General features: G+C 68.2%; 18 protein-coding genes. 5 read left to right on the top strand and 13 right to left on the bottom strand.

Annotation, left to right across the window (positions count from 1 at the left end; translation table 11 throughout):
* Nucleotides 1–4: 4 nt before the first annotated feature.
* From IB278_RS24960 to IB278_RS24950, 3 genes are read right to left on the bottom strand one after another with little or no spacing between them, the layout of a single operon-like run.
* A complete protein-coding gene (locus IB278_RS24960; RefSeq protein WP_192326204.1) occupies nucleotides 5–1,024 on the bottom strand; it encodes a Bug family tripartite tricarboxylate transporter substrate binding protein in 1,020 nt (339 codons plus the stop codon).
* Nucleotides 1,025–1,037: 13 nt separating this feature from the next.
* Entirely contained in the window at nucleotides 1,038–1,745 is a 708-nt protein-coding gene (gene ligK, locus IB278_RS24955) for a 4-carboxy-4-hydroxy-2-oxoadipate aldolase/oxaloacetate decarboxylase (RefSeq protein WP_192326202.1), read from the bottom strand.
* A gap of 4 nt (nucleotides 1,746–1,749) precedes the next feature.
* The gene (locus tag IB278_RS24950) at nucleotides 1,750–2,778 is read right to left on the bottom strand and encodes an amidohydrolase family protein (RefSeq protein WP_192326200.1); all 1,029 of its coding nucleotides are present in this window, start codon (nucleotides 2,776–2,778) and stop codon (nucleotides 1,750–1,752) included.
* Nucleotides 2,779–2,942: 164 nt separating this feature from the next.
* Between IB278_RS24950 and IB278_RS24945 the strand changes: the two genes are divergently transcribed.
* Nucleotides 2,943–4,247 carry a LysR family transcriptional regulator gene (locus IB278_RS24945; protein WP_192326198.1) on the top strand — a complete coding sequence of 435 codons (1,305 nt, stop codon included), beginning with the start codon at nucleotides 2,943–2,945 and terminating at the stop codon, nucleotides 4,245–4,247.
* A gap of 21 nt (nucleotides 4,248–4,268) precedes the next feature.
* Here the strand turns inward: IB278_RS24945 and IB278_RS24940 are convergent, their stop codons facing one another.
* From IB278_RS24940 to IB278_RS24920, 5 genes are all read right to left on the bottom strand, one after another.
* A complete protein-coding gene (locus IB278_RS24940; RefSeq protein ID WP_369651380.1) occupies nucleotides 4,269–5,141 on the bottom strand; it encodes an NAD(P)-dependent oxidoreductase in 873 nt (290 codons plus the stop codon).
* Nucleotides 5,142–5,387: 246 nt separating this feature from the next.
* Complete coding sequence (locus tag IB278_RS24935; protein WP_192326196.1) at nucleotides 5,388–5,783, bottom strand: nuclear transport factor 2 family protein; 396 nt, start codon at nucleotides 5,781–5,783, stop codon at nucleotides 5,388–5,390.
* A 133-nt stretch (nucleotides 5,784–5,916) separates the two neighbouring features.
* Nucleotides 5,917–6,894 (bottom strand): Bug family tripartite tricarboxylate transporter substrate binding protein, encoded by a 978-nt coding sequence (locus IB278_RS24930; RefSeq protein WP_192326194.1) that lies wholly within the window; start codon nucleotides 6,892–6,894, stop codon nucleotides 5,917–5,919.
* A 56-nt stretch (nucleotides 6,895–6,950) separates the two neighbouring features.
* Nucleotides 6,951–7,934, bottom strand: coding sequence for a Bug family tripartite tricarboxylate transporter substrate binding protein (locus IB278_RS24925; protein WP_145746334.1), 984 nt, complete (start codon nucleotides 7,932–7,934; stop codon nucleotides 6,951–6,953).
* A 42-nt stretch (nucleotides 7,935–7,976) separates the two neighbouring features.
* Complete coding sequence (locus IB278_RS24920; protein ID WP_192326192.1) at nucleotides 7,977–8,930, bottom strand: 2-hydroxyacid dehydrogenase; 954 nt, start codon at nucleotides 8,928–8,930, stop codon at nucleotides 7,977–7,979.
* A gap of 112 nt (nucleotides 8,931–9,042) precedes the next feature.
* Between IB278_RS24920 and IB278_RS24915 the strand changes: the two genes are divergently transcribed.
* Nucleotides 9,043–10,191: a citrate/2-methylcitrate synthase gene (locus IB278_RS24915; protein WP_192326190.1), complete on the top strand. Its 1,149-nt coding sequence runs from the start codon at nucleotides 9,043–9,045 to the stop codon at nucleotides 10,189–10,191.
* 51 nt (nucleotides 10,192–10,242) lie between these two features.
* Here the strand turns inward: IB278_RS24915 and map are convergent, their stop codons facing one another.
* Together map and IB278_RS24905 are read right to left on the bottom strand one after the other, a co-directional pair.
* Nucleotides 10,243–11,034 (bottom strand): type I methionyl aminopeptidase, encoded by a 792-nt coding sequence (gene map, locus IB278_RS24910; protein WP_192326188.1) that lies wholly within the window; start codon nucleotides 11,032–11,034, stop codon nucleotides 10,243–10,245.
* Entirely contained in the window at nucleotides 11,034–11,288 is a 255-nt protein-coding gene (locus IB278_RS24905; RefSeq protein WP_125965980.1) for a ParD-like family protein, read from the bottom strand. The genes map and IB278_RS24905 overlap by 1 nt, the downstream gene beginning before the upstream one ends.
* A 70-nt stretch (nucleotides 11,289–11,358) precedes the next feature.
* On the opposite strand from IB278_RS24905, the gene IB278_RS34120 reads away from it, so the two are divergent.
* Nucleotides 11,359–11,484 carry a hypothetical protein gene (locus tag IB278_RS34120; protein WP_263864266.1) on the top strand — a complete coding sequence of 42 codons (126 nt, stop codon included), beginning with the start codon at nucleotides 11,359–11,361 and terminating at the stop codon, nucleotides 11,482–11,484.
* Between the two features lie 65 nt (nucleotides 11,485–11,549).
* Here IB278_RS34120 and IB278_RS24900 read toward each other — a convergent pair whose 3' ends face one another.
* Nucleotides 11,550–13,019, bottom strand: coding sequence for an HD domain-containing phosphohydrolase (locus IB278_RS24900; RefSeq protein WP_145746339.1), 1,470 nt, complete (start codon nucleotides 13,017–13,019; stop codon nucleotides 11,550–11,552).
* 159 nt (nucleotides 13,020–13,178) lie between these two features.
* Here IB278_RS24900 and IB278_RS24895 point away from each other — a divergent pair, with 159 nt between their 5' ends.
* Nucleotides 13,179–13,757: a DUF308 domain-containing protein gene (locus IB278_RS24895; protein WP_192326185.1), complete on the top strand. Its 579-nt coding sequence runs from the start codon at nucleotides 13,179–13,181 to the stop codon at nucleotides 13,755–13,757.
* Nucleotides 13,758–13,807: 50 nt separating this feature from the next.
* Here IB278_RS24895 and IB278_RS24890 read toward each other — a convergent pair whose 3' ends face one another.
* Nucleotides 13,808–14,227 carry a hypothetical protein gene (locus IB278_RS24890; RefSeq protein ID WP_192326183.1) on the bottom strand — a complete coding sequence of 140 codons (420 nt, stop codon included), beginning with the start codon at nucleotides 14,225–14,227 and terminating at the stop codon, nucleotides 13,808–13,810.
* A 133-nt stretch (nucleotides 14,228–14,360) separates the two neighbouring features.
* On the opposite strand from IB278_RS24890, the gene IB278_RS24885 reads away from it, so the two are divergent.
* Nucleotides 14,361–15,485: a class I SAM-dependent methyltransferase gene (locus tag IB278_RS24885; RefSeq protein ID WP_225613153.1), complete on the top strand. Its 1,125-nt coding sequence runs from the start codon at nucleotides 14,361–14,363 to the stop codon at nucleotides 15,483–15,485.
* 137 nt (nucleotides 15,486–15,622) lie between these two features.
* Here the strand turns inward: IB278_RS24885 and IB278_RS24880 are convergent, their stop codons facing one another.
* Nucleotides 15,623–16,435: a class I SAM-dependent methyltransferase gene (locus tag IB278_RS24880; RefSeq protein WP_192326182.1), complete on the bottom strand. Its 813-nt coding sequence runs from the start codon at nucleotides 16,433–16,435 to the stop codon at nucleotides 15,623–15,625.
* Nucleotides 16,436–16,502: the final 67 nt, after the last annotated feature.

The following is a 16,502-nucleotide window of genomic DNA, read 5'->3' as shown; positions in this document are numbered from 1 at the left end:
CTGTTCAATCGACGGTGATGCGGGCCGACTTGATCACGCGCTCCCAGCGCACGATCTCGCTCGCGATCAGCTGGCCGAAGGCCTGCGGCGTCGCGGGCGTGGCCTCGGCGCCCTCGGCCGCCAGGCGCGCCTTGACTTCCGCTGCGTCGAGCGAGCGGTTGATCTGCTGGTTGATCATCGCAATGATCGGCGCGGGCGTTGCGGCCGGTGCGACCACGCCGTACCACTGGTCGGCTTCGAAATCCTGGGTGCCGGGCGCGCCGCTCTCGGCCACCGTGGGCACCTCGGGCAGCAGCGCGATGCGGCGCGGGCTCGAGACCGCGAGCGCACGCAGCTTGCCGGCCTTGATGTGCGGCAGCAGCGCGGGCGTGCCGGTGAAGAGTGCCTGCAGCTGGCCCGCCAGCAGGTCGTTCACGGCCGGCGCGGTGCCGCGGTAGGGAATGTGCAGCAGCGGGGCGCCGGTCTGCAGCTTGAGGTATTCCATCGCGATGTGCGCCGCGCTGCCGTTGCCGCCGGAGCCGTAGGCCAGCTGGCCGGTCCTGGCCTTGGCCAGCGCGATCAGCTCGGCCAGCGTGCGCGCCGGCACCGACGCATGGACCACGAGCACGTTCGGCACCCGCGCGACCCACGCCACGGGCGCAAAGCTGCGCAGCGGGTGGTAGCCGAGCTTCGGGTAAAGCGAGGGGTTGATGGCCAGGGTGCCGATGTGCCCCATCAGCAGCGTGTAGCCGTCCGCGGGCGCTTTCGCGACCTTCTCCGCGCCGACGGAACCGCCCGCGCCCGGCACGTTGTCGACCACCACGGCCTGGTTCCACGCGCGGCCGAGCGCCTGCCCGATGCCGCGCGCCAGCACGTCCGTGGAGCCGCCGGGCGTGAACGGAACGACGAGGTGCGGCGGGTGGTCCGGATAGCCCTCGGCGGCCGCGCCGCTGCGGCTCGCGAGCCAGAGCGCGCCGCCTGCGGACCAGACGCAGGCTTGGCGGCGGGTGATGCCGGCGGTCGCGGCGCCGAGGATGCGAGCCATGTCCATCCTGCCCTCAGTCGATGTAGCGCAGGCCGGCCTTGGCCAGCGGCTCGCGCATGGCGTACATGTCGAGCCCGAGCTCGCCGGCCGCGAAGCGCGCGCGCTTGGCCGTTTCGTTGGCCTCGCGCGCTTCGGCGGCGTCGGCCACCTGCTGTGCGCGCGCGGCCGGCACCACCACCACGCCGTCGATGTCGGCCACCACCACGTCGCCCGGATGCACCAGCGCGCCGGCGCACACCACGGGCACGTTGACCGAGCCGAGCGTGGCCTTGATCGTGCCCTTCGAATGGATGGCGCGGCTGAACACGGGAAAGCCCATCGCGTTGAGGTCGCGCACGTCGCGCACGCCGCCGTCGATCACCAGGCCGTTGCACCCGCGCGCCTTGAAGGAGGTGGCGAGCAGGTCGCCGAAGAAGCCGTCGGTGCTGTCGCTGGTGCAGGCAGCCACCACCACGTCGCCAGGCTGGATCTGCTCGGCCGCCACGTGGAGCATCCAGTTGTCGCCGGGCTGCAGCAGCACCGTGACGGCCGGGCCGCAGAAGTGCGCATCGGGATGGATCGGACGGATGCGCGGCTGCATCAGCCCAAGCCGGCCGAGCGCCTCGTGCACGGTGGACACGCCGAAGCGCGAGAGCTTCTCGACCGCGGCGGCGTCCGCGCGCGCCACCTTGCGATGGACTACGCCGATCTGCTGGAGAGTATTGGAGGAAGAAAAAGTCATGAGATCAGAGCCCCTTGGCGATGAGTGCGCGGTCCAGGCGCGGGTACACGCGGCGTGCATTGGCTTCGAACACCTTGTGGCGCGCCTCGGCGTCGAGCATGGGCGTGGCGTCGATGTAGCGGCGCGTGTCGTCGTAGAAGAAGCCGGTCTCGGGGTCGATGCCGCGCACCGCGCCGATCATTTCGCTCGCGAACAGGATGTTGTCGACCGGGATCACGCGCGTCAGCAGGTCGATGCCCGGCTGGTGGTACACGCAGGTGTCGAAGAAGATGTTGTTGAGCAGGTGGTCCTTGAGCAGCGGCTTCTTCATCTCCTGCGCGAGGCCGCGGAAGCGCCCCCAGTGGTAGGGCACTGCGCCGCCGCCATGCGGGATCACGAAGCGCAAACTCGGAAAGTCGGTGAACAGGTCTGACGTGAGGCACTGCATGAAAGCCGTGGTGTCGGCATTCAGGTAATGCGCGCCGGTGGTGTGGAAGCAGGCGTTGCAGCTCGTGCTCACATGCACCATGGCCGGAATGTCGTGCTCGACCATCTTCTCGTAGAGCGGGTACCAATGGCGGTCCGACAGGGGCGGCGAGGTCCAGTGCCCACCCGAGGGATCGGGATTGAGGTTGATGGCGACGAAGCCATACTCCCGCACGCAGCGTTCCAGCTCCGGAATGCAGCTGCGCGGGTCCACGCCCGGCGACTGCGGCAGCATGGCCGCGCCGATGAAATGGTGGGGGAACAGCTCGCTCACGCGAAAGCACAGCTCGTTGCAGATGGCGGCCCATGTCGACGAGGTCTCGAAGTCGCCGATGTGGTGGGCCATGAAGCTCGCGCGCGGGCTGAAGATCGTCAGGTCGCTGCCGCGCTCCTTCATGAGGCGCAGCTGGTTGCCCTCGATCGACTCGCGCAGCTCGTCGTCGCTGATCTTCAGGTCGGCGGCGCGGGGCTTCAGCGCGGGGTCCTTCAGGCCCGCGATCTGCTGGCTGCGCCAGTTCTCCAGCGCCTTGGGTGCCGTGGTGTAGTGGCCGTGGCAGTCGATGATCATAGGGCGGTTCCGTTGGTGGCTGGTGGTGACTTGCCGGCCTGCATGGCGAGTGCGCCGGCCCTTGCGTCAAGTGTGGTTCCGGAGGCCGCCGCGTGGCGTGAGTTCGGCTTGCCCTACCATCAGACTTTCTTATCGGCCAGGGCTCGCGCCCCGGCACCTCTGGAATGACGGGCCGACGCCAGCTGCAAGACAAAGTGATCGACCGCACGCACACGCATGCGCTGGGCCTCAACCTGCGGCACCTGCGCGCGTTCACGGCCGTGGCGGCGGCCGGCAGCATCGCCAGGGCCGCGGACGAGCAGTTGTTCCGCGTCGCCTCGGGCGTGACGCGCTCCATTTCCGAGCTCGAAGGCGCGCTCGGGCGTCCGCTGTTCGACCGCGGCCCGCGCGGCATGGCGCTGAACTCCTACGGCGACCTGGTGCTGCTGCGCGCTCGCCGCATCGAGCGCGAGTTCGAGGATGCGCGCGCCCAGCTCGTCGCGCGCGGCGGCATCGGCACCTCGGCCGACGTGCATTCGCCGTTCGCGTCGATCCTCAACGGCCGCCGCCTGGCGGTGATCGCGAGCCTTGTGGAGAAGCGCAACATGCCGGCGGTCGCGCGCGAGTTCGGCATCACGCAGCCGGCGATCAGCAGCGCGCTGAAGGACCTCGAAGGCGGGCTCGGCGTCGCGCTGCTCGAGCGCAGGACGCGCGGTCTCGTGCCCACGCCGGCCGGCGAGATCGTGGCCTTCCATTTCAAGCGCGTGCTCGCGGAGCTGCGCCACATCGGCCCCGACATCGCGGCCAGCGAAGGCATGCTGCAGGGCAGCGTGAACGTGGGAGCGCTGCCGCTCGGCCGCACGCAGATACTGCCGCAAGCGATCGCCTCGCTGCTGGCGCGCCATCCGGGGCTGCACGTCGCCACGGTCGAAAGCCCTTACGACGCACTGGCGGCATCGCTGCGCAGCGGCGACATCGACTTCATCCTCGGCGCGCTGCGCAGCGGCGCCGAGGCGCGCGACCTGCAGCAGGAAGCGCTGTTCGAAGACCGCATCTCGGTGATCGCGCGCGCCGGCCATCCGCTGGCGCGCGCCGCGCGCGTCGACTTCGATGCGCTGCGGCAGGCGACCTGGGCGCTCTCGCGGCAGGGCACGCCGTCGCGCGAGCTGCTCGAGCGCTTTTTCTCGGCCGCGCGCGAGGCGCCGCCGGTTCCCGCCGTGGAGACCGGCGACCTCGCCGTGCTGCGCGGCCTGCTGCTCGAAAGCGACATGCTGACCGCGATCTCGGCCCACCAGCTGCGCCACGAGATCCGCAACGCCAGCCTGGTGGTGCTCGACTTTCCGCTCGACGAGACGCGGCGCGAGATCGGCCTCACCCAGCGCCTTGGTGCGTTCCCCTCGCCCGGTGCGAGCGCACTGATGCAGGAGATCCGCGCGGTGGTCGCCCGCTCGCCGGACTTCCGCGCCAAGCCCGCGGACCGCCGCCGGTGAAATGCCGGCGGCCGCTGGCGCTCAGCGCCGGGCCAGCAGGTCAGCCAGTTCGGGCACCAGGGCCTCGGGCGCCAGGCCCTGCGCATGCTGCAGCGTCTGCAGCACCGCCGCCGCAATGTCGCGGTGCGCACCGGCATCGCCCGCCATGGTGTTGTAGTAGCCGAGGTCCTTGCTCGCATTGGCGATCGAAAAGCGCAGGCTCGATGTGTCCTTGGCCGTCAGGTAGGGCCGCAGCCGCTCCAGCGCCACGCCGCCGCCGCCGCCCTTGGCCAGGATCTCCACGAACATCTCGGGCGCCACGCCGTGCTGGCCGGCACAGGCGGCCGCCTCGGCGATCAGCGCCACCGTGCCCAGCGAGACGAAGTTGTGCAGCAGCTTCATGCCATGGCCCGCGCCCACCGGGCCCGCGTGCAGGATGTTCTCGGCAAAGCACGACAGCAGCGGACGGCATTCCTCGAGCAGAGCCGCATCGCCGCCGACCAGCAGGTTGAGCCGGCCTTCGGCCGCTTCCTTGGGCGTACGCGTCATCGGCGTGTCCAGGAAGCGGCTGCCCGCGGCCTGCACGGCCTGGGCCATGCGCAGCGTGGAGGCCGGAATCGCGGTGGAGCAGTCGATGACGATGCTGCCCGGGCGCAAACCCTGCAGCACGCCGCCTTCGCCCGTGAGCACGGCCTCGACCTGGGGCGAGCCCGTGAGCACGAGGATGACGATGTCGGACTGCGCAGCCAGGTCGGCCGCCCGCGTGAAGCTGCGCGCGCCGGTGGCCTTGAGCGCGTCCAGCGGCTGGTTGCCGGCGTGCTCGAGCACGGCCAGCGGGTAGCCGTGCTTGGCGATGTTGGTGGCAATGCCGTGGCCCATCATGCCGATGCCGATCATGCCGATGTTTTTTTTCAAGGGAATCTCCTGGTTGCGGTGTGTAGGGGATGCAGGGGCAACCGTCCGAGTCGAGGACTGGGTTCCGCTTCGGGTCAGGCTTCCGTCGGCAAGCACCGAGCGTGCGACGAAGTGGCTCGGATGGGCCTGCAGGCAGGCGCAGCGTACCAAACTCGGCGGAGTACTTCGTCCCGACAAGCGATGCCCATGCTCACCGAGCAGTTCGAGCAATCGCTCGCCTCTCTCCCGGCGCAGAAAACCACAGGATCAGGCCGCAGCCGGCGAACGGTTCTTGCGATAGGAGTTCTTCAGAAGAATCTTGCCGGCACGAAAAGCAAACAGATCGCAGCCTTGGACTTCGACGCGGGTTCCGTCGGTGCGTGTTCCCGTGAACGTCCACTCCGACACTCCGCGGTCCCCATGGACGAAATGGCGCGCGTTCCCCCAGTGGGCGTCGGGAAAGACCGCCCAGACTTCTGCAAAAGCAGCTCGCACCGCCGCGCCGCCGGCGTATCGGGTGCCGCAGGCCTCGGCGCCGGCGGAGGCTTCGAAGATGCAATCGGGTGTCATGAACGACATGAGTGCATCCACATCGTGCCGATTCCACGCATCGGCAAATGCCTGCAACACTTCCGCGGTCACTTCGGGATTCGGCGTTTGCATGATCGGGCACCTCCGGCCGGCGGGCGGCTTGGATGCCGAGATTAGTCCGATCGAATCCGGCCAGCAAGCTCATCGGGGACCGGTTGGCTGCACGCCGTTGGCATCGCGCATTGCACGCGATCCCGATCCGTCCTCACTCCGCCTGGATCCCCGCCTCCTTCACCACCCTGCCCCACTTGGCAAGGTCGGACCTGATCAGCGCGGCGTATTCCTGCGGCGTGCCGCCCTGTATCTCGATGCCGGCAGCCTCCAGCCTGGTCCGCACGTCCGGCAGCTTGAGCGCCGCGTTGATCTCGGCATTCAGCTTGGCGACGATGGCCTTGGGCGTGCCGGCCGGCGCCAGGAACCCGCCGTTCGTGTTGGCGTCGTAGCCCTTCAATCCCTGCTCGTCCGCAGTCGGCACGTCGGGCAGCGAGCTTGTCCGCTTGCGCGTCGACACCGCCACGGCGCGCACGTTGCCGGCCTTCACCTGCGGCTGGATGGCACTGAGGGTGTCGATGAAGAGCGCGGTGCGTCCGGCCAGCAGGTCCGGGTGCGCGGCGGACGAGCCCTTGTAGGGCACCAGAAGCATCGGCGCGCCGCTGGCCATGCGGAACATCTCGGCCGCCATTTCCTGCGCGCTGCCGCGGCCGGAGGTGGCAACCTTGGCCTCGTCCGGATGGGCCTTCATCCACGCCACCAATTCGGGCAGCGTCCTGGCCGGAAGCTGCGGATAGATGGCGAACACCAGTGGAACCTCGTGGCTGTAGACGATGGGTTCGAAGCTTTTTTCCGGATCCCAGCCGAGGTTCTTGAACAGGAACTTGTTGATGTTGTGGCTGCCGCCGACGATGCCGATCGTGTAGCCGTCGGGCGACGACTTGGCAAGAACGTCGGTGCCGAGATTGTTGGAAGCGCCGGGCCTGTTGTCGACGATCACCGGCTGCCCCATCGACACCGCAAGCTTGTCGCCGACGACGCGGGCGATGGTGTCGATCGCACCGCCGGGCGGCGCAGGCACGATGATCTTGATGGCGCGTGCCGGATAAGCCGCCTCGGCCGATGCGGCGAACGGCATCGCCGCCAGCGACGCCGAGACGGCAAGGATCTTGACCAGGGATGTGAGCTGCATGGATGTCTCCTCTTCGGGGTGGGTCTGTGTCTCTTTTGAAAGGCCGCGCGCCGCGCTCACTCGATCGTGATCTTGCGGCTTCGGATGATCTGGGCGTAGCGGCGCTTGTCGTCGTCGATCAGCCGCGCGAACTCCTGCGGCGATGTGGCGCGCGGCACGCCGCCCAGCCCCACGAAGCGCGCCTTGACCGATTCGTCGGCCAGCACGGCGCGCAGGTCGGCGGCGATCTTCTCCACCAGTTCGGGCGGCGTGCCCGCCGGTGCGAGCAGGCCGATCCAGGAGATCGCGTTGAAGCCGGGCGCCACGCTTTCGGCGAGCGTGGGCACGTCGGGAAACGCCGGCACGCGCTTGTCGCCGGTCACGGCCAGCGCACGCAGCTTGCCCGCCTTGATGTGGCCGGAGGCCTCCAGCACGGTCATGAACGACAGCTGCACATGGCCCGCAAGCAGGTCGGCGATGGCCGGACCGCCGCCGCGGTAGGGCACATGCACGATGAAGGCACCCGTCTGGTCCTTGAACATCTCGGCCGCCAGGTGCGGCGCGCCGCCGGCGCCCGAACTGCTGTAGCTCATCTGGCCCGGCCTGGACCTGGCCAGCGCCACGAAGTCGGCCGCCGTCTTCGCGGGGACCGCCGGATTGACCATCATCGCCAGCGGCAACTCGGCCACCAGGGAGACCGGCGCAAAGGCCTTGTCGGCGTCGTAGGGCAGCTTGGAATACAGCAAGGGATTGATCGCCTGCGTCCCGATGTTGCCCAGCAGCAGCGTGTAGCCGTCCGGCCTGGACTTGGCGACGAAGTCGGCGCCGATCTGCCCGGCGGCGCCGCCCTTGTTCTCCACGATCACAGGCTGGCCCCAGCGCCGGCCCAACTGCTCGGCGATGACGCGGCCGCCGGTGTCCGTCCCGCCGCCCGGCGGGAACGGCACCACCAGCGTGACGGGGCGCGAAGGAAAAGTCTGCGCGAAGCCCGGTGTTTGGATGGCGCAGAGGGCAAGGGCCAGGGGAACGGCAAGGTGTCGAATGAACAAGGGTGTCTCCATTTATAGGTTTGATGTGCGGCCGCTGGCCGCGCGCGCATGGACTCAGGTGGTCAGGCTCATGGCCGGGCGCTCGCCGGCCAGGGCCCGGGCGACGCTCGCCAGCACCATCTCGGCCATGGCGGTGCGGGTCTCCCAGGTGGCACTGGCACGGTGGGCCTGCAAGGTCGCGCGCTCGGACCGGCGCAGCGCCAGCGGCACGCGCGGCTCGTCGACGAACACGTCGAGCCCCGCACCCGCGATGCGGCCGTCAAGCAGCGCCTGCGTGAGATCGGCTTCGTTCACGAGCCGGCCGCGCGCCACGTTGACCAGGAAGCCGCGCGGCCCCAGCGCATCGAGCACGGCCGCATCGACGATGCCTTCGGCGCGGTCCGCGGCGGCGCACAGCACCAGCGCGTCCGACTCGCGCGCCAGGTCCACCAGGCGCGGTGTGAAGCCGTACGCGACGTCGTCCATGGCATGCAGGTCGGTGTAGCGGATGGGGCAACCGAAAGCCGCCGCCCGCACCGCGACGGCGCGGCCCACCCGGCCCATTCCGACGATGCCGATGCGCATGCCGCTGAACCTGCGGGCGAGCGGAATGGCACTGGGCTGCGGATGAAGTTCCCACTGGCCGTCCCGCACAAAGCGGTCGCCGGCACACAGGTTCCGGCAGGCCGCGATCAGCAGGCCGATGGCCAGGTCGGCCACGTCTTCGGTGAGCGCACCCAGCGTCGCGGTGACGGGCAGGCCGCGCTCCCGGCAGTACGCCAGGTCCACGGCGTCGGTGCCCACGCCATTGACGGCCACCACCTTCAGGCTGGGCAGCTGCTCCAGCATCGCGCGCGAGATGCCCGTGTGCCCGCCGGTGATCACGGCGTCGACCGACGCGCCATGCTGGCGCAGCCAGCCCTCCGGATCGGGCAGCTCGAAGTGCTTGTGCACGGTGTAGAGCGAGGCGAGCGTGTCGTTGATCGCGGGAATCAGGATCGGATTGAGTTGAAGGACTTGGGGTTTCATATCGCTGTTCGGGAACGCTCTTCACGGAGCTGGGCCTATGCTATGAATAGATTGATAGTACGGTCAATCTTGATACATATAATCAATAGAAATCGACTCTGACGACCTGCCCATGGCTTCCTGGATTTCAATGACCGAGGCGTGCAAGCTGCTGGGTGTGCAGCCCCAGACGATCTACGCGTACGTGAGCCGCGGCAAGCTCGAGGTCGTGCCCGACCCGGCCGACACGCGGCGCAGGCTCTACCGCGCCGAGGACGTGGCCGGCCTGGCCAGGCGCAAGCAGGCCGGCCGCAAGCACGAGACGCTGGCCGCCAACACGCTGTTCGGGTCGGAGCCCAGCATTCCCACGGCCCTGTGCGCGTTCTCCCGCGGGCGGCCGTACTACCGCGGCCGGGATGCCGTGCGCATGGCCCGCACCGCCACGCTCGAAGATGCGGCTCAGCTCCTGTGGGGCGCCGAACATGCCGTCGATTTCGCCTGCATGGCGTCCCTGCGTTCCGGCAAGCCGGGGCGAGGCGCGGCCTTCGCCGCCTTGGCCAGCCTGGCGGCCGCCGGCCATTCCACCGGGGGCCGCCTGACCCGGGTGCTGCATGCCGAGGGCCAGGACCTGGTGGGCCGGCTGGCCAACGCGTTCGGGGCTTCACCCGGCCACGAACCGCTGCATCTGCGCTTTGCGAAAGGATGGAAGCAACCTGCCAAGGTGGCCGATCTGCTGCGAACGGCCCTGGTGCTCCTGGCCGATCACGAGCTGACCAGTTCGGCCTTTGCCGCGCGCATTGCGGCTTCGACGGGCGCCTCGTTGCCCGCATGCCTGCTGGCCGGATTGACCACCCTCTCCGGCCCCTTGCATGGCGACGCCTCGGGCCGCGTCGGCGCATTGTTCAGCGAGGTGGAGCGGCTGGGGGACGACCAGGTGCTGGCCCACCACCTCTCGAACGGCCTGTCGCTGGCCGGATTCGGCCATCACCTCTACCCCGACGGCGATCCGCGCGCGGCCGCGCTGCTGGCCTTGTTCGAGCCTCCCAAGGTGATCGCACGCTTCATCGCAAAGGTGGCGAAGCTGACCGGCTTGCAGCCCAACATCGACGTCGCGCTGGCCGCCATGGCCGCCCACCATCGGCTGCCTGCCGATGCGGCCTTTGGCCTGTTCGCTACCGCGCGCAGCGTCGGGCTCCTGGCGCACAGCCTGGAGCAGCTGGGCACGGCGCAGGTGATCCGCCCGCGCGGGCGCTATGTGGGGCCGGCGCCAGAGCCCGTGTGAGCTGCCCGCATCGATGCAACCGTCCCGAGTCAAGCCTCGCCCGGCCAGGCGTCAAACCGGCGCGTAGCTCCCTGTGCCTCCCGGCCAGGCCGTCAGCACTTCATATCCCTCGGGCGTGACGGCCACCATGTGCTCCCACTGGGCGGACAGCGACCGGTCCCTGGTCACGACGGTCCACCCGTCGGGCAATTGCCTGGTTTCGCGCTTGCCTGCGTTGAGCATCGGCTCGATGGTGAAGACCATTCCCGGTTCCAGCTTGAGACCTTCACCGCGCTGCCCGTAGTGCAGCACGTTCGGTTCGTCGTGGTAGATCCGGCCGATGCCGTGGCCGCAGTATTCGCGCACCACGCTGAACTGCTCCTGGTGAGCGACCGACTGGATGGCATGGCCGATATCGCCCAGGGTCGCTCCGGGCCTGACCTGCCGGATTCCGGCCAGCATGGCCTCGTACGTCGTCTCCACCAGGCGCCGAGCCAGCACGCTGGGCGCGCCGACGAAGTACATGCGGCTGGTGTCGCCGAACCAGCCGTCCTTGATGACGGCGACGTCGATGTTGACGATGTCGCCCTTCTTCAGGATCTTGGCCGGAGAGGGAATGCCGTGGCAGACCACCTGGTTGACGGAGGTGAGGATGGTCTTGGGATATCCCTGATATCCCACGTTGGCGGGAATGGCGCCTTGCACATTCACGATATGGTCGTGGCAGATCCGGTCGAGCGTCTCCGTGCTCACCCCGGGCACCACGTGGGGCCCGACCATGTCCAGAACCTCCGCGGCAAGCCTGCCGGCGCGCCGTGCCATCGCGAGTTCCTCGGCGGACCTGATGGGAACGCCGTGCGCCACTAGTGCTTCCCAGTCGCGGATCCGCGGGGCTTGCCGGGCTGGCTGGTGACAGCCGCGGCAATGTCCAGGCCGCCCGCGAGTTCGGCCTGTATCAGCAGCTGGCAGATTTCCCGGTAGTCCAGTTCCGGATGCATCTCGGTCAGCATCCCGACCCGCATCCAGTGCTCTGCCTGTGCATTGATGGACCTGCTCAGGGCATTCCCCGCCACCCGCAGGTTCTCATGCATCAGGTCCGAAATCTTCACGATGCCCATTGCTTGCCCTCTATACGAAATATACCCGTATTGTATATGTTTCGTATGGTCTCGCAAATGATCCGGGCGAATGAACTCGACGACATCCGCGGGTGGCGAGCGCCTGTTCGACGGCGTCGAAGCCCTGCATGCCCTCGCGATGGTGAAAGCGGTCGTGGCGCCGGACGTGATCCACCTGCAATTTGCGAGAAAGTAAAGGCGTGCGGTGCAGTCCCTTGCTGCAGGCAGCGCTTGGACCTGGCACTGCCGTCCGGTCTCCCGCTACAGCAGGCCCTTGGCGGACGCTTTCAGCGTTGCGGCCGCGCGGGTCGAGCAGCCAAGCTTGCGGAACACACGTTCGACATGGGTCCGTACCGTGCTCGGGCTGATGCTCAGCGCGCGAGCGACCTGCTTCGTGTTGTCGCCCCGGCTGATGCAGCGCAGGACTTCGAGTTCGCGCTGGGAAAGCGACGGGTCGCCCGGCGCAGGTGCGGCGGGCTTCGCAGGCGTTCCCGACAGGGCACAGGCGAGCAGCGCGGTGACGACCTCCTGGTCGAAGCGGCCCGCCTCGACGTCCTCGTGCATGCGAGCGAGCGACTGTGCCTCGGTCAGTTCCGGCCGCCACGGACGGCGGGTGCGATGCGAAACCCACTGCTCGGCCGCCGCGACGATCTGTCCTTCGAGCGGCATCGACATGCCGGAGCGGCCGCGGAAGTAGCCGGAGCCATCGCGCCGCTCGAAGGCGAACGATGCGATCTCTGCCTCGGCCGCAAGGCCGTCGATCTGCCCGGCGGCGCGGGAAGTCCAGTACGGCACGAGCCGCAGGCGCTCCATCGACGAGGCCGGCAACGGTTCGGGCGCGTTCCAGATGGCGTTGGGAACCGCTGCGCGCCCGATGCCATGGATCAAGCCGGCCTTGTACATGCGTTGGCGCAACGGTTCGTTCATTCCCAGTTGCGTGCCGCAATCGCGCGCCAACTTCGCCACGCGGCGCGAGTACCCCGTCATCCAGGGAAGCTTGAGGTCGCTCACGTCGCCCACGAGTTCCAACCCGACGCGCCGAAGCATCGAAGCCGGCTGGTCGGCGACGCCGGTCCACGGCGCGACGGGAGAATCCAGCAGCTTCATCCACTCCCGGGCATGCGGTGAGCTCGCCTCGACGAGGAATTCCGGGTAGAGGCTGTTCGCGCGCCCCCGCGCCAGCGCGAGGGCTTCGTCGAGCCCATAGAGGCGGCTGAAGATCTCGAGATCGCTCGCCAGGGCCACGACGTAAGTCGCAAGGGGCACGTCCTTGCCCCGGAGGACGCCGGGAATGCCGCTGCCATCGTAGGCCTCGAAAATGGCGCGCAGCGCCGCTTCCACATCGGGACTCAGGCCGAGCATGCCCGCGATGTCGCCGGCGATCTCGCAATGAATATGGGCCATGGCAACCACTGGCCCAGGGATGGGCGCACGGTGCGGCCGATGCAGCCGCGGCTGCGGGGACGCCAGAAGGGCTCGCCGACCGAGCACGTCGTCCTCCAGGAAGTCCGCGAACTCCTGCGCATTGGCCGTGCAACCCGACCAGCGCAGCAGCGCAACGTGCCGCGCGACCTCGACCTGTGGCGCGTTGCAACCGGCTTCCCTCGAAATCATCCCCGCCAGCCAGGCTGTACGCAGGGAATGGTCGATCGGCTGGCCCATGCTCAGATCGCCGATGAAGGCCAGCGCGCGGGCCGCGTCAAAAACGGTGATGGTCGTGTCTTCAGGCATGGGATCCCTGTGGCGGGCGCACAGCATCGCACAGTCCTCGTCCGGCGCCTGTCGGTCATCCGACCGATACCGCAACCGGCGGCGCAGGACAAGAATCGTTGCATCCGCCTCGCTCGATGCGCGGAAAGCTCTCATCCCCACGGCCTTCGCCCCACATCCATGTCCGACATCATCCAGCCTCATCTTCAGCGGGCCGCCTGGCTGCGCAAGCTCTACTTCATCCGTGCGGCCTTCTCCTTCGCATGGGCCGCGCTGGCCTTCGCCACGGCCAGGCAATCGGCCGTCGCGACGGCCGCCTTGCTGATCGTCTACCCTGCATGGGACGCGCTGGCGAACCTGCTGGACGCCAGGATGGCGGGCGGCACCAAAGCCAATCCGACTCAAGTGTTGAACGCCTGGATCAGCACGATCGTCGCAGCTGCGGTCACGGGCTCGCTCGTGCTCGGGCACCAGATCGTCCTGGTCATCTTCGGGATCTGGGCCATTGCTTCAGGTCTCCTGCAGCTGGCGACGGCCATTCGCCGCCGCAAGAGCGATCGTGGGCAATGGGCCATGATGCTGAGCGGCGCGCAGTCTGCGCTTGCCGGCGGCTTCTTCATCGCACAGCAAGGCGCCGGTACACCGGTCGTCCGGACGCTCAGCGGCTATGCGACGGTTGGCGCCGTGTACTTCCTGATCTCCGGACTTGTGATCCTATTTCGCAAACCGGATGAGGGGCCCGTCAGCTCGCCCGGTTGATGGCCTTGTGGCTTGCCTGCACATACTTCAGGAGAATCCTCCACGCGCAGTCAAAGACCCAACCGCGTCAAGGCCCAGGCTACCGTGCCCAATTGCGCCACGTTGAGCATCATCCCGGCGACGTGGAGCCGGCGGAACCTGAAGATCGAAGTGTCGGCGACCGGGATCGTGTGCCGCAGCGTGTCCATGCGCGGGATGATGATCCAGCGGCGCAGCGCAAACGCCAAGGCTGCGATGAATGCCATGCCGAGGGCAAAGGCGGGCTTGCCGGCCCACGCGTAGCTGAGTGCTGCCGCGCTCGCGGTCAGCACCACGGCAACGTAGTAGACGTTGAAAAGACCTCGGATGAAGCGCGAATCCAGCGGCGTGTCGTGCTTGAGCACCAGCAGTGGCAGCGAGCCCATCATGAAGAATCCCATCCAGACGAGCAGGACGACGGTCGCTATGAGCGCAATGACCATGGGGAGCATCTGAACCCTCCTCGGTCTCGAAGCATACGCCGGCGGCAGGCCGCGCGATGGCGCTCCCTGACGCTTTTCGCCAATCGCGCGGAGCAGTGCTGCCATTGCCGCGGGCTCCCGCGCCGCCTAGATTGCAGCCCACATGACCTCTTCTCCCGAACCCATGGCAGGCGCAGCTAAAGGCGCGCCGCTCGCCGGTATGCGCGTGCTCGACCTGAAACATGCGCAAGGACGCAAACATCCGCCTGGCGCAGTGAGCGCGAGCCGTTGCAGCGCGGCGTCAAGTGGCGCAAGATGCCGCACGGCAGCCTCGACGCAGCTTGAGATTCGCCGCTCCGTCGTGGCGCTCGTCGCCGTTCGCCGCCATGCGGCTGGTTCGGGACGGCGAGGTCCCTTTCATTCGCTGGACAACGCCAACAGGTACTGGAGGATTTCTATGCCGAATCGGATCAACGAAGCCATCCAGACGCATTACGGCCGCCCGGATGTGGGAAGCGTCATCCTGGCGGCCCTGGAAAAGGCGGGCAAAGACCTGGACCGCCTCACGCCGGAAGACCTGGCACCTGTCGACGAGTTTCATATCCGGGGCCGGGCAGCGACGCTTGAGCTTGCCCGGGCCGCGGGTCTCGATGCGAGCAAGCGTGTGCTCGATGTCGGCAGCGGTGTTGGCGGCACTTCGCGCTGTCTTGCAAGGGAATTCGGTTGCCACGTCACTGGCATTGACCTCACGGACGAATACTGCCGTGCCGCTGCAATGCTCTCTGCCAAGGTCGGCCTCGCGGACCTGGTCGACTATCGCCAGGGTGATGCCACCAACCTGCCGTTCGACGACGGCGTGTTCGACGTCGTCTGGACGGAGCACGTGGCCATGAACATTCCAGACAAGATCCGGCTGTACGAGGAGATGCACCGGGTTCTGAAGCCGGGCGGCACGCTCGCCATCTACGACGTGTTGGCCGGCCCTTCTGGACCGGTCCTGTTTCCCGTCCCATGGGCACGCACGCCGGATACGAGCTTCCTCGTGCAGCCGGACGAGTTGCGCAGGCTTCTCGAGAACGCTGGATTCACGATTTCTGACTGGATGGACACGACCGAGGCCGCGCGCACGTGGTTTGTCTCCCTGGTCGAGAAGATCCGCAAGGAAGGCTTTCCGCCCCTTGGATTCCATCTGCTCCTGGGGGCCGATTTTCAGGCGATGGCACAAAACCAAGGGCGAAATCTCCAGGAAGGGCGGATTGTTCTTGGACAAGTTGTCGCAAGAAAATAGGCGGCGCCCAACAATGGGTGCAGCCGCCCGGCATCCGACATACCGTCATGGCCTGGCCGGACCACTGCGAGCTGATCGAGATCGTGCGGCCTGCGGTGCACGAGACGGTCAACGGCGCGTGAACACGGCCGCTGCGGCTACGCCGGTGCCGTGCCCTTGACGGCCCAGGCCAGCGCCGCGTAGGAGCGAGTGCCATCGGCTTCGCCGTCGAGATAGGCCGCCTCGACGGCATCGCGCAGCCGTGAGCGCGCGGCCGCGTCGAGCGTGGCGACGTACTCCGCGCCGGGACCGTCCTTGCCCTCGAAGGGTGCCCAGTAATCCGCGAACGAGGCGAACTCCATTCGGATGGCGAGCGTCGTTTCTTCCACGCCCTTGAACCCGGCGTCGCGCCAGGCCCGCGCCAGTTCGCCGGGCCGCGTCAGGGGCCGCGTGTAGTTGCGGGCGCGGCGCGCCCCGGCCTCCGGGTCGAGCACGGCGGCAGTGTCGAAGAACATGCGGTTGGCGATCCAGCCGCCGCGCGCGTCCCACACCGCCGCACCGACCACCGCGCCGGGCGTGGCGACGCGGCGCATCTCGGCAATGGCCCTGCCCGGCTCCGGCACGAAGTGCAGCACCAGCAGCGAGAGCACGCGGTCGAAGCTTTGCGCCGGGTACGGCAGCGCGCAGGCGTCGGCCACCTCGAAGACGATGCGCGCATCCTCGTTGTGGCGCCGGGCCTGTTCGACGTAGGGCAGCGCGATGTCCACGCCCCGCATTTCGCCGGCGCCGGTGCGTCGGGCCACGGCGAAAGTCAGGTGGCCGGTGCCGCAGCCGACATCGAGGATGCGGTCGCCGTCCGCGGTGCCGACGAAGTCGAGAAAAGGCAGCGCGAGGAGTCGGCTCCAGCGGCCCATCAGCCGTTCATAGCCATCGCCGTCGGCGGCGACGAAGGTCGAGGACGTGGTGCTCATGGCAATTCCTCCGCACGGCCGGGCGCATGGAAGAGTGCCGCGCAGGCAGATGCTATGCCTCGGCCGA

The sequence above is a fragment of the Variovorax sp. VRV01 genome (assembly GCF_014852545.1).
GTDB classification, from domain to species: domain Bacteria; phylum Pseudomonadota; class Gammaproteobacteria; order Burkholderiales; family Burkholderiaceae_C; genus Variovorax; species Variovorax beijingensis_A.
Note: the sequence above shows the minus strand (reverse complement) of the source record. Positions and strands in the feature narration are given on the sequence as shown.